Raw genomic sequence first — 13,398 nt, 5'->3', positions numbered from 1 at the left:
TATATAGATTTTTACTTAACAGTTTCGCATGCTTGTGTCTTTTTTAAATAGGAACGCCAGCTGATACACCACTTCTCAGGGTTATCAAGGAAATCCTGCTCGTCCATTTTATGAATCGTACTAGTATGCGGAGCCGTTTTGACGATTTCCGGATTTTCATAGGCTTCTAGTGAGATTTGCTCTAGTGCATGAATGTATTCATCTAAATCTTCTTTTGAGTAGGACTCCGTCGGCTCAAGAGTGAACGGCTGTTTTACGATATATGGATGATGGCTCGTCCAGTAATGAAGACCGAAATCTGTCATTCGTAACGTAACATCCTCTGTCGTCACTCCCGTTTCCAAAGTCATCTGCTCCCAGCTATAACGGACCTGTTCAAGACGATGGCCCAAGACAAAAGGTGCACTTGCACCGCGAATCGCTAAAACTTTATGGTACATGTAATTATTGTTTAACACGGCAATATTCGCGACTTCCTTCAGACCATCTGCTCCAAGTGCGCGTATCCATGCATACGCACGCAATACCGTTTGCGCGACACCGTGGAAGGAACGAACCTTGCCAATGGAATGCTCTAGATTATATTGAAGCGAATATTTGCCGTCATGATGTTCAACAATTGGTGCCGGCAAGAATTCCTTCAATTCCGCAATGACCCCAAGTGCTCCTGTTGCAGGCCCGCCGCACATATGCGGAGCCGCAAATGTTTTGTGGAGATTGAAGAAACACATATCAAAGCCTGCTTCTTTTGCTCTTGTGATTCCCAAAAGACCGTTAGCATTTGCCTGATCATAGAAACAAAGACCGCCAGCTTGATGAATAATATCGGTAAACTCTTTAATCCTTGGATTGAAGATTCCTGTATCTTCCGGGTTTGCCACGACAAAGCCTGCTGTTCTCTCTGATACAGCTGCCTTTAGCTTCTCAATATCAGGAAACCCATTTTCATCAGGATGCAGGGTGATAATTTTGTACCCTTTAACCGCCGCTGTCGCTGCTTGAGATGGATGGGAGAAAATAGTGGTGATGATTTCATCCCGCTTTTCCCCTTCTCCTCTCGATTCATGGTATTTTCTTACGATGGACGCCATCGCAAACAGTGCTTGCGTGCCGCTGCTCGGTTGGAAGGAGAAATAATCCATTCCTGAAATTTCCCGCATACATAAATCGAGCTTGTGGAAAATCTCTAGCATTCCTTGAACGGTTCCTTCGTCTTGCAATGGATGAAGCTCCATCATTTTCGGATCACGTACTAACAGTTCATTAATTTTGGGGATGTATTTCATCGTACATGTTCCTTGGCCAATTTCTACGTTAAAATCAGAACCAAGCGTTTCCTGCGACAGTCTTAAATAATGGCGCAACACACGTGCCTGGCCAATTTCAGGAAGCTTCGGCTTATTCCTTCTCTGCATCGCTTCAGGAATAACCGATGTCCCATCACCTACAGCTAAGGCAACATCGTTATTTACCGGCGGCAGCTCCACACCCTTTTCCCCAGACTGATGGAGTTCGAAAATGATTGGCTCATTCCATTTTGCTTGGTGAAAATCACGGGTTTTGCTCGTACGCTTTATCCTTTGCATATCAAAAAACTCCTCTCTATTTCGTTAGAATCTCTTTAATCGATTGAACAAGATGGTCAATATCCTCTTTCGTGTGCACCTCGGTTACACAAAATAGTGCCGACTGACCAAACTCTGGGAACTCTTGTGAAAGATCTTTTCCGCCAAAAATCTTCTTCTCGAGCAGTCTTTGATTAATCTGTTCGACCGAAAGTCCGGATTGATTAAAATCAACGATAAACTCTTTAAAGAATGGTGATTCCAAACGAGAACCTGTTACACCGGTAAGTTGATTTAATTGCTGCACCGCATATTGACTATTTTGCATAATGCTTTGGCCGACTTCTTGCATTCCTTCTGGTCCAAGCAATGCTAAATACACACCGGCTGTGATTCCCCATAAGGCTGTCTGGGTACCCACCGATTCTTTCCCTTTTTCTCTTAAGGCAAAGGACGTCCGTTCATAAGCGACATCGCCGAAACCGTATTCCCCTTCTTTTACGGTAGGAACAATCCCAAACAACCTTGATGGGTACTCCTGAACAAATTTCACCTCATCACGAGTTGCAATAAAGCCAGCTTGACCGCCGCTGAAATTCATGTGCATGCCAAGCGGCTGTAAATCCCCGCATACAATATCAGCACCATAATGGCTTGGCGGTGCCAAGACTCCAAGTGAAATAGGATCGACCCCGACTACCATTAAAGAATCATTTTCCTTTAACAGCTTTGAAATCACTGGTCCTTGTGCCTCGATAAATCCAAGATAGGACGGGTTTTCAAAATAAACAGCAGCAACGTCATCTGTTAATTTTGCTGTTAAATCCGCTAAGTCCATGGCGCCTGATTGTGTATCAAATTGAACAAACTCGAATTGTAAATCCGGTGTTCCGTAATTAATCATGATTTTACTGCGTTCCGGTGCAACCGATTTAGCAAGCAAAACTCTATTCCTTCCGGTTATCCGGGCTGCCATTCGAACAGCCGTAGCCGCTGCTTGTCCCCAATCGAATGTCGGTACATTGACAACATCCATATCGACTAATTCAGCTACTAAACTCTGATACTCAAATAGTGCCTGGAAACGGCCGTGATCTTCGTACGGTTCCCCGGCATACGCCGTTAGAAATTCAGAGCGTTGATTGATTTCGTCACATACAGCAGGAATAAAATGCTGCCAGCAGCCAGCCCCTAGAAAATTCAAATTTTCCTTTGTACTGGTGTTCTTATTCAAAATCCCTTCAATATGGCGTCTCAGCTCATACTCCGTTAAAGAAGAAGGAAGCTTCATCTCTTCCTTGAACTGCAATTCTTCCGGTATACAAGAATATAACTCCATAATTGATTCCGCGCCGATTACCTTTAACATCTCAGCCTGTACTTCAGGGACCATATTTGGTATATAAGGATGTACCTTTTGTGACATGAAAATAACCTCCTTGTAGTCATTACCTTGCTTTTTTTTGAAAAATTTACGCCAATCCGCCGCCGTCGACGATTAAATCTGTACCGGAAATCCATGATGATAAGTCACTTGCCAGGAATAATACGCCCTTCGCTATATCCCTTGGTGTTCCAAGTCTTTCTAACGGACGGCCTTTTGCAGATGATACTAAGAAGGCGTCTTCTTGCAGGTTTAATTGCTTCGCTTCACTTCTTAACAGCGGTGTATCCGTATCTCCAGGACAAATGCAGTTCACACGAATATTTTGCGGTCCATGGTCAATTGCCATCGCTTTTGTTAAATTCACCACCCCAGCCTTCGCTGCACAGTAGGCAGCTGCTTGATCACCGCCTTTTAATCCCCATCCGGAGCCAGTGTTAATAATACTGCCCCCGCCGCCGTTTGCCATAAGCGGAATTAAATATTTCGATAGAAGATAAACCCCTTTTAACGATACATCGATGACTAAATCCCATTCTGACTCTTCTAAATCGACAACCGTTTTTCTTCTGATGACACCCGCGTTATTAAATAGGACATCAACAGCACCGTAATTCGCTTCAAGATGATCTCTTACAGATGCGCAATCATCGGCATTTGTTACATCACAGCGAACAAATTCAACCTTATAATCCTTTTCTTTTAACTCAGCAACCGCTTTTTGCCCATTTGCTTCATTTATATCTAACAAAATCACTTTAGAACCGACTTCCGCTAAAAGCGTTGCCGTTGCCAAACCGATTCCAGATGCAGCACCTGTTACGACACAAACTTTATCTTTTAATCCGAAATAATCTTGAGTTACCATCTTCATTCCTCCATTTATTTGTTTACTTTTCCAGCAATAAGTGACCCAAAATTAGGAATACACTCGATGTCCAGGTAAAGGCAGGGTCGCGCAGGCCTTCCCCCGTTAGGGCATTAAAGTTTTCGGCCATGCCGGATGTAGCTGCCATCGTACAAAAGCGCTTCGCTATTTCGAGGGCTAGCTCCTTTTCCCCCGATGCAATCAATCCGTCCACTACCAGCAATGTCGTCGGCGCCCAAATCGGGCCGCGCCAATAGCCATCATGCTTGTAAAATTGGCTTTGCGGAAGCTCCGTTGCCAATCCATACTCAGTTAAAAAGCCCTTATATTTAATATCATCTACTAATCTAGTTAGAATTTCCGCCGGCAGCCGTTTTCCAAGAATGAGTGGAATAGATAAAACGAGACTGTCTGATTCAATCACTTCATGGCTGCCTGAGCGCTTAGCCGTAAACTGTCCGCCATCCCAGAAATGATCGATCATTTTAGATAACAGTTCTTGTGATTTAAGCATCCATTCATTGGCTTCATCCTGTTTTCCAAGCTTTCCGGCTATTTCCGCCAGAACCTCGATTTGCAGCACTAAGAACGAAGATAGATCCGGGCTTTCCACAGGGGTTCCTTTGTGAAAAATCGTGCTGTTATCCCAGCCGCTGTCATTGCCGTGATTATATTGCGGGATTCCATCGAGATCATCATCCCTGTAGCGAAGCCACCACTTTGTCCACTTGACAAGCGGTTCATACACTTCTGCCAATTTTTCAAGCGTAACGAACGCAGTATTCTTCATCAGGTGCTTTAAAGTCCATCCGTGAATCGGCGGCTTGCAGCAGTTCCATAATGCCCATTGATCATTTAAAAAGTCTGGTAATGCTCCAGAATCATCCTGTTGATCAAAGAAAATACAAAATTGATCCCAGGCGAGCTCGGGCTGGTGCTTGCTTAATGCCATTGCATTAAAACAATGATCCCAGCTCCAAATATTCGTCATCCAGTTTTTCGACATATACATCGCTGGTCTAGTTAATAATCCATCTGGTTTCACCACACAGGACCAAGTAATATACGATGCCAAATCATGCCCCTTTTGAAAGATGGAAGGAACCTGCAGCGTGTTCTCCTGCCACTGTTGATAGTCATTGGCTGCCTGTTCGGCATTGTCACGAAAGGGCATTTCAAGTGTGTGATCGTGTTGATAACTGAGCTGATATTCTGAAATAGCTATATCAAACGTCTTGCTTATGGGATTGGGGTCACAGTGCACCGTTATATGCTTGCTTTTATCTACTTCAAAGGGGGCATCCACATTCAGATCGCCTTCTAATGGAATAATGCGAAAGCGCCGTTCCTGTAAAAAGCTATTAATCTCCCAAGTTTGATCCGGAAAAGCCAATGCATAATCATAGGAGCCTGTTATCGCCGTGAGTTTAACCCCCACATCCGCTCCTTTTATTCGAATCGTCCGATCCGAACTAAAGCAGCATTCAACGATATCAAGACTTCCATCCGTTGCAATAAGCTTTAAAACAAGGGGTGCCCACTCCACTTCATAATCAATCTCTTGATTTCCGCGAACAAGTTCTATTTTAAAAATCGCTCCATCTTTCTCATCCCCACCGCGGATATGGCGGATATATAATGATTTCGGATCGCTATTCCGACCATACAGTGGAGAAATGACTAGATAGGAACCGTAACGGCTAAATGGAAGCTTCATATTTTCAACCTTCATGGCTTTTTTCCTCCTACAAAACTAACCCGATATAATTATTTCAAACCAGTTGTTTGCGCACCCTCAACAATTTTCTTTTGTGCCAGGAAGAATATAACAAGAGGGACAATACTAATTAAGAAGGTTACGGCCATGATCCCGCTCGTATTCACATCATGAACACCTTTAAATTGCGCCAGCCCAAGGGTCAACGTATATTTACTTTGATCATTTAAGAAAATCAGCGGACCTAAATAATCATTCCAGCTTCCCAAAATATTGAATACCGCAATTAAAACAATGACCGGCCATACCAACGGCAGATAGATTTTGTAATAAATTTGGAACACATTTGCCCCGTCTATTCTCGCTGCTTCATCCAATTCTTTCGGAATCGACATTATGAATTGGCGCAGCAAGAAGATATAGAAGGCAGAACCGAACCATGAAGGTATAATTAATGCTTTCAACGTATTAATCCAGCCAAATAAATTAAACTCCATATATTGGGGAATCATAGTTACTTCCCACGGAATCATCATTGTCGCCAGCAGAATAATAAAGAGACTGTCTCGCCCTTTAAATTTAAACCGGGCAAACCCGTAAGCAACAAGAGTAGATGAAACAATTTGTCCAATTGTCGTAAGTGCCGTTACAATCAAACTATTAATTAAGAAAAGATTAAATGGCTGGCTGTTCCAAGCCTTTGCAAAGTTTTCGAAATGCCATTCGGAAGGAAATAGTTTTGGCGGAAATTGACTAAGCTCTTCCGGCCCTTTCAGTGATGTCATCACCATCCAAAAAAACGGCAAGAGAAATAACAGCGAAAGAGCAATTAATAGGCCATATACGAAACTTTTTTTTACACTCTTTTTCCTTTTCATACGGCGGGCACCTCCATTTCTCTTTTTATTTCTCGTTCTTCACTTCATTTTCGTAATAGACCCACATGCTTGAGGATTTAAATACGAGTAGGGTGAGGGCTAACACAATGAGGAACATGATCCATGCATTTGCCGATGAATAACCCATTTTGAAATACTTAAACGCATTTTCGTAAACATACATCGCATAGAAATACGTGGATTGAAGCGGTCCCCCGCCTGTTAATACCAGTGCGAGCGTCAGCTGTTGAAATGCACCGATAATCGTCATGATTAAATTAAACAGAATCGTAGGCGATAATAAGGGCACGGTAATTTTGAAGAACTGAAAGATTTTTCCCGCGCCATCAATTTCTGCAGCTTCGTATAAATCTTGGGGGATGTTTTTCAATCCTGCTAAAAAGATCAGCATCATCGTCCCTTGCCCCCATAAACTTGCAATAACCATTGCAACGAGCGCCCAGCTTGTGCTATTTAACCAATTGGGCCCTTCAATACCAATTAAGGAGAGTAAATAATTCAATATTCCGTAATCTCCATCGAAAACCGTCCCCCAGATCATTGCAAGCGCAACACCGGAAATAACAGAGGGGACATAGAAAAACGTTCGAAACAAAGAACTTCCCTTTACCTTTTGGTTTAATAAAATCGCAAGCAATAATGCCAGAATAATATTTAATGGAACGAAAAACAGCGCAAACTTCACTGTGACCCATAAAGAGTGCCAAAACAGCGGATCATCCGTAAACATAGTGATATAGTTTGAGAATCCGATAAATTTCCTTTCGCCAACAATCGGCCAATCAAAAAAACTAATCACAAATGAAAACAATAATGGCCCTAGTGTGAAAACGACAAAACCAATGATCCAAGGTGCAATAAAAAGATACGGAATGAGTTTTGTCCATTTACTTCTCCTCTTTAGCTGGATTGATGAAGGGGTGATGTTAACACTTAAGCCTGATTTCATAAATACCTCCCTCTCCTATTTTCTAAAAAGCTCTACACCGCTTTAGAATGTAGAGCCCTAATACTTCTTATTTCGCGATATATTTCTCCGATTCTTTCACTGCTTTATCAAGCAATGGCTTCGCATCTTGTCCAAGCATAGCCGCATTAATGGCAGCAGACAGGTTACGGTTTACTTCATTCCAATTTTTATTTAGTAAAAATGCAGGTGTGTTTGTTGCTTGTTCTAACATCGTATAAAATGGCTTATATAATGGATCTTCGTTAACTTTTGTTTCCTCAACAACACTTTTACGAACAGGTAAATCAGCTGTTCTCATCTTGATTGCTTGTTCAGAAGAATAGAATTTCACAAACTTCCATGCTAAGTCCTTTTGCTTTGAATCCTTAGCAATGGAAACCGAAGAGGAGGCGATTAACCCTTTTACCGGCTTAGAACCGAATGAGGGGGTCATTGCTGTTCCGAAATCAATTTTTGCATCTTTGTATCCTTGAATCGGCCAAATTCCGTTTATTAACATCCCAAGCTTGCCCGCTTTGAAAATATCACTTGCGCTTTGTTGGTTTTTCCCGCCGGTTGAAACAGCATTTCCGTCTTTCACCATATCTCCATACAGTTGCAGTGCTTCAACTGTTTCAGGGCTATTCATTGCCCCATCAATTTTCTTTCCGTCCTCGCTGATAAAGCTGCCGCCATTACTCCAAACCAACCCTTGTAAATCATACGTATCCGGCTCAGACGATACGGCAAATCCATATTGTTTTTTGCTTTTATTTGTTAACTTTTTCGCGATTTCTCTAAATTCATCCCATGTCCAGCCTTCTTTTGGATAAGGAATCTGGTACTCGTCAAACAGTTTTTTATTGTAATAGACAACCATTGTCGAGAAACCAGCAGGCATTCCATACAGCTTGTTGTCTACTTTAGAATAGTTAAATAATCCTTCGTAAAAATCTCCCATGTTAATATCGGAATCTTTCTGTGCAAATGAGTCGAGTGGTTCAAGTGATTGATAATAAGTAGTGAAATCCCACATATACATAACATCCGGGGGATTTTTTGCTCCGAATGAGGCAGCAATTTTTTGATCAAACCCGTCCCCATAAGCCTCTACCTGCACTTTTACATCTTTATTTTCTTTTTCAAAGGCTTTCGCAATATCCTGTTGAATTTTCAATGTGTCCCCTGTATCCCAAGTCGCAAAACGTAGAACAGTTTTTCCATCCTTTTTCCCATCAACAGATGCATTGTTTGAACTGCATGCACTCATGACAAGGACTACTACTGCTAAAATCAGCGAAAACCACATTTTCTTTTTCTTCATAGGACCCCTCTTTTCGTATTTTTCTAATTATTAAAAATATAACCGCTTTCATTTTATCTTGTCTGAAAGCGGTTAAACACATCTATTTGTTTTGAAATTCGTGTATTTTTAGACTATTCTTTCTCTTTGTTGTCATTTTGTTAGCTTCTTATCGTCTTTTTGTTGGATTCGATAATAAGATGGGGGAAAACCAGTACACCGTTTAAACCACTTACTAAAATACTTAGCATCTTGAATTCCAATCTGCTCACCAATCTCCTGAATGTTCACAGTGGATTCTTTTAATAACTGTTTAGAAAGCTGGAGTCGTTTCTTTTCAATAAATGAATGAATACTGCCGCCCATTTTTTTCTTAAATAAGGTGCTTAAGTGACTCCTGCTCATGCCCACTTCCTCAGCAATGTCTGATACTGTCATAGGGTTTGATAAATTTCTTACGATATACTCTACCACATGTAAAATCACCATTGGATAACGATGCAAGTGCCCGTCCTTCCGCTCGGCATGATGGAACCCCCTCACGGATTTCATCCATTCTTCCTTCCCAGATAACGGACCAGCATGAATCCAATTCAACTCCGGTTGCGCCACTTTTGTTTCTGTTAAATAGACTAAAAATTCCTGGTGAAAAAACTCATCAATAAAGAAATAGCTCAAATTTGTTCCAAATGTCAAAGGGACAAATTTCGGTGATTGAGTAAACATCTCCTGACCGGTTGGAGGCATATTCTGAACGAAATAGGCAAAATAGGAATCATTCATCCAGCTCCATTTATCGCTGAAGAGCTCGTCCAACCGTTGTTCAAAATCATTTTTATAGCCGCTCAGCCATAATAGGAAGCGTTCTTGGAATCCGGAAAAATCTGTATCCATTTTTTTTGGTGTTCCCAAAATTTCTTTTTGAAAGGCAGTTAAAAAATGCTCTAGTTCTTGATCATCAAATATCGTTTTTAATAAATATCCTGAAGCGCCTAGCTTTAACCCTTCTTGAGCATACTCAAAGTCCTTATGGCAACTGAGCAAGAGAATTTTCGTACCAGGTGCATGGGCTTTTATTTTCCGTGAAAACTCTAGTCCATTCTCCTCGGGCATGACGATATCAGTAATAACAATATCAGGTTGATGGTTCAAAAATTCTTCCCAGCCTCGTTTTCCATTCGGGGCATCCGCTACCACGGTCATACCGAACTTATCCCAATCGACTGTTGCCCTTAACCCTCGGCGAACAATCGTATCATCATCAACAATTAATACTTTAATAGCTGCTATTTTCATCATATTGATCCACCCTCCCTATTGGCCAAGTTATTGAAATGGTCGTCCCTTTACCGACCACTGAATCAGTGTTGATTAAAAAGTCCTTCCCATAATGGATATAAAACTTCTGATATACATTATAAAGCCCGATTCCACCACGAACTTTCTCATTTGGCCTCGTAAATAAAGTTTTTAGCTTTTCCTCCGGTATTCCTTTTCCATTGTCCATGATGACAAGTTGAAAATATCCATTGTTCTCTGTAAACTCCAGATTAATATTACCTATCCCATCCTCAAAAGCATGAAAAAAAATATTTTCAAGCATTGGCTGTATTGTCATCCTTGGAATCAACCCTTGCTTAAGGTTCTCGTTCATTTTCACAGAAACAGTAAAGTTCGGTCCATACCTTAACTCCTGAATGGCAAAGAAATGCTGAATCGACTGTAGTTCTTCATTTATAGAAATCAATTCCATATTGAAATTTAAATTGCCTTCTAAAACCTTCGTTAAATGCAAAAGCATTTTCCCAATCTCTTCATTTCCATCTAACCGAGCTTTCCACTGAATGGTATTCAACGTGTTAAAAAGAAGATGCGGATTAATTTGGTAATGAATCGCCTTCATTTCCGCCTCGCGCTTGGTTGATTCCTTCTCCCGTACTTCCTCCATTAATTGTTTTATTCTTTCGACCATCCGATTAAAGTGCAAACCAAGTTTCCCGATTTCATCCTTGGTATGGACGGACAATTTTGTATTAAATATGCCCTTGCTCACTTCATCAATGGCAAATTTCAGCTTCAAAATACCTTTTGTAAACTGATTGGAAAAAACATAAGAAAGGATGAGTGCAAGTATAAATGCAATCAATATCCCAATCGAAACTATTTTAAAAATCACTTGAGAAGATTGATAAAACTTATCACGTGGTATGCGAATTTCAAATTCCCAATTATTGATTCTAGTGTGTTCCTTCCAAGTGATGTCGTCCTTCTGATTTTCCTCGGCACTTTTCGAATGATAGAGCAGTTGGCCTAGTTCATTTCGTATCGTAATTCTAGAATGGAGGTCTTTCTCCAATACCGTCATTAAGTCAAATAAATCGTCTATATCCGTTTCTATTAATAGATAGCTATCGTTTAAAACGCCGTAGGAGAACTTCAAGGGAACAATTAATCCAAGGACATGATGGGTAGTATGGTTTTTATAATAGGACGGTTGGTAAATCCCAATCTCCGAATCCCCACTCCAAATGGTCCGCTTCCAAATATCCTGTTTTTTCAATTGTTCCACATTAAAATCATAATCCCCGTAGTAAAAATCTGAAGAAGTTATGACATAAATCCCGCGAATGTTCGCCTTTTTATGAGCCTGCAAGAGCCTCTCCAAATTGTTTACCACTTTGAAGTCCTCGTATGTTTGCGGCTGTTGATGCTGCAAATTAACCGATGTATTATCTGCTAAATACTGCTCTATTTCAGCTGCACTATAATACATATCCTCCAATATCTGCTCGAGCTGGGTTTTAATCTTTTCTCCGGCGAAATGATTATAGTTTGACAGCTTTCCATTCACCACTTTTGACGATTGATCATATGCGATAACTCCCAATGTTAACAGCGGAATCAACGCGACCACTAAAAACATAATAAACAGTCTTTTTTGTGTACTAAGATTAAACATAAACATCGTATGTCCCCCACCCAAGTTGGCTTATCCCTATATCAACACAATACTCGATTCACAAAATTAAGAAAAGTATAAAATAAAGCCAAAAAAAGGTGTCAGGCACCATGTGAAAAATTCACATGGTGCCTGACACCTAAAAATGACAACCAACAATTTCTACCAGCCCCGTCCTGCACCGCCGCCGCCGGAGGAACCGCCGCCGCCGCCGCGGGAACCACCGCCGCCTCTTCCTCCACCCCTAGACAAGATAGACAGCAGAAGGTAGGTAAGAGTGCCGCCAAAGAATTTAACGTCAAGGAACACGACGACAACTACAATAATAATGAGGAGCCATGGCGGAATCCCGATCCCTTCATTCTTAGGTTCTGTCTGCGCTTCTCCCTCGACGCCATATTCAGCAAGTACCTCTTTCACCAGTACTTTGTAAGTTGCAACAACGGCATTATTTGGCTGTTGATTCTTTAGATAGGGAACAGTATTCTCATCAAGAATTCGTCCAGCCTTTCCATCAGGAATTCTGCCTTCGAGCCCATAACCCACTTCAATTCTTACCTTTTGTTCCTTCATCGCTAGAACGAGTAAGACCCCGTTGTTTTCCTTTTTATTTCCAATTCCGTACTTTCGAAATGCCTCAACGGCAAATTCCTCTATTGTTCGATCCCCGATTGTCGGGACCGTCAAAACGGCAACCTGCGCTGTTGTTCGATTTTCAAGGCTTCTACCTAAATTGATTAACTCAGCCTTTTCCGTTTCGTTTAAAACATGGGCAAAATCCTGTACATAAATATCTCCCAAAGGGGAAGGAATTTGAACATCCTCAGCAAGTGCATTTGCTGCACCTAGTAGAAAGGTGAAAAACACCAGTAGAAGGCTGAAGACCCGGTTCGCATTCATCACCCATTGCCCCCAAAGTCAACCTGAGGCGCTTGCTGTGCTTTAGGATCCGCTTTGAAATATTCCTTTTCACTAAACCCGGCAATTCTTGCAATCAACGCTCCGGGAAATTGCTTTACTTTTTTGTTAAACACAGCGACCTGGTCATTATAATCCTTCCGGGCAACAGAGATTCGATTTTCCGTTCCAGCAAGCTCATCCATTAATTGTGCAAACTGCTGATTGGCCTTCAGGTCTGGATAATTTTCAACAACGACAAGCAAACGGCTTAACGCCCCTGATAATTCGGCGTTCGCAGTTGCTTCCTCTCCCGGTGTTTTCGCTCCGGCAAGACGTGCACGAGCATCAGAAATCGAGGTAATCACTTCTTTTTCATGTGCCGCATAGCCTTTCACCGTATTTACAAGGTTAGGAATTAAATCCAGCCTTCTTTGCAGTTGATTTTCTATTTGTGCATAAGACTGATTCACGTTTTCTTCGGAACTAACAAAGTTGTTATAGCTGGACATGAACATAAGGCCAAAAACAACAATGACCGCAATAACAATTCCGATTGCCATAAAACCTTTTTTCAAAATATCCACGCTCCTTTCTCACCTATAGTATATATCACTTTTAAAAAAGTTCCGTTTTCTATTATTAGGATGAATTTCATCGCTCAATTATATGCTTATTTTTGTATACCCGTCACTTAAAGCTATTAATCCAATGGCTGTGTTAAAAGTGAATGTTGATTTCCGTTCCAGGCGCTTCGCTTTCCGCGGGGCGGGCGGTGAGCCTCCTCGGCGCTAAAGCGCCTGCGGGGTCTCACCTGTCCCGCTGCTCCCGCAGGAGTCTCGCGCCTTCCACTCCAA

Annotated in this window: 11 protein-coding genes; all 11 read right to left on the bottom strand. The window is 41.6% G+C overall.

Annotated elements, in window-relative coordinates; all coding sequences use genetic code 11:
• Positions 1-11 precede the first annotated feature (11 nt).
• Positions 12-1,586, bottom strand: coding sequence for an aminomethyl-transferring glycine dehydrogenase subunit GcvPB (gene gcvPB, locus ACIQCO_RS16340; RefSeq protein WP_400430357.1), 1,575 nt, complete (start codon positions 1,584-1,586; stop codon positions 12-14).
• A 16-nt stretch (positions 1,587-1,602) separates the two neighbouring features.
• Positions 1,603-2,991, bottom strand: coding sequence for an aminomethyl-transferring glycine dehydrogenase subunit GcvPA (gcvPA, locus tag ACIQCO_RS16335; protein WP_400430355.1), 1,389 nt, complete (start codon positions 2,989-2,991; stop codon positions 1,603-1,605).
• Between the two features lie 46 nt (positions 2,992-3,037).
• Complete coding sequence (locus ACIQCO_RS16330) at positions 3,038-3,817, bottom strand: SDR family NAD(P)-dependent oxidoreductase (protein ID WP_400430354.1); 780 nt, start codon at positions 3,815-3,817, stop codon at positions 3,038-3,040.
• A gap of 22 nt (positions 3,818-3,839) precedes the next feature.
• Positions 3,840-5,549 carry an amylo-alpha-1,6-glucosidase gene (locus ACIQCO_RS16325; RefSeq protein ID WP_400430352.1) on the bottom strand — a complete coding sequence of 570 codons (1,710 nt, stop codon included), beginning with the start codon at positions 5,547-5,549 and terminating at the stop codon, positions 3,840-3,842.
• A gap of 35 nt (positions 5,550-5,584) precedes the next feature.
• Positions 5,585-6,412, bottom strand: coding sequence for a carbohydrate ABC transporter permease (locus ACIQCO_RS16320; protein ID WP_400430350.1), 828 nt, complete (start codon positions 6,410-6,412; stop codon positions 5,585-5,587).
• A 25-nt stretch (positions 6,413-6,437) separates the two neighbouring features.
• Positions 6,438-7,382 carry a carbohydrate ABC transporter permease gene (locus tag ACIQCO_RS16315; RefSeq protein ID WP_400430348.1) on the bottom strand — a complete coding sequence of 315 codons (945 nt, stop codon included), beginning with the start codon at positions 7,380-7,382 and terminating at the stop codon, positions 6,438-6,440.
• 67 nt (positions 7,383-7,449) lie between these two features.
• Entirely contained in the window at positions 7,450-8,706 is a 1,257-nt protein-coding gene (locus ACIQCO_RS16310; protein WP_400430346.1) for an ABC transporter substrate-binding protein, read from the bottom strand.
• Positions 8,707-8,838: 132 nt separating this feature from the next.
• Positions 8,839-9,984 carry a response regulator transcription factor gene (locus tag ACIQCO_RS16305; protein WP_400430344.1) on the bottom strand — a complete coding sequence of 382 codons (1,146 nt, stop codon included), beginning with the start codon at positions 9,982-9,984 and terminating at the stop codon, positions 8,839-8,841.
• Positions 9,962-11,650 carry a sensor histidine kinase gene (locus ACIQCO_RS16300; RefSeq protein ID WP_400430342.1) on the bottom strand — a complete coding sequence of 563 codons (1,689 nt, stop codon included), beginning with the start codon at positions 11,648-11,650 and terminating at the stop codon, positions 9,962-9,964. The genes ACIQCO_RS16305 and ACIQCO_RS16300 overlap by 23 nt, the downstream gene beginning before the upstream one ends.
• Before the next feature lie 156 nt (positions 11,651-11,806).
• The gene (locus tag ACIQCO_RS16295; RefSeq protein ID WP_400430340.1) at positions 11,807-12,544 is read right to left on the bottom strand and encodes a TPM domain-containing protein; all 738 of its coding nucleotides are present in this window, start codon (positions 12,542-12,544) and stop codon (positions 11,807-11,809) included.
• Positions 12,544-13,104, bottom strand: a complete 561-nt coding sequence (locus tag ACIQCO_RS16290; RefSeq protein ID WP_400430390.1) for a LemA family protein — start codon at positions 13,102-13,104, stop codon at positions 12,544-12,546. Before ACIQCO_RS16290 ends, ACIQCO_RS16295 begins: the two co-directional genes overlap by 1 nt.
• Between the last annotated feature and the right edge of the window lie 294 nt (positions 13,105-13,398).

The sequence above is a fragment of the Neobacillus sp. NPDC093127 genome (genome assembly GCF_044754175.1).
In the GTDB taxonomy this organism is placed as follows: domain Bacteria; phylum Bacillota; class Bacilli; order Bacillales; family Cytobacillaceae; genus Neobacillus.
Note: the sequence above shows the minus strand (reverse complement) of the source record. Positions and strands in the feature narration are given on the sequence as shown.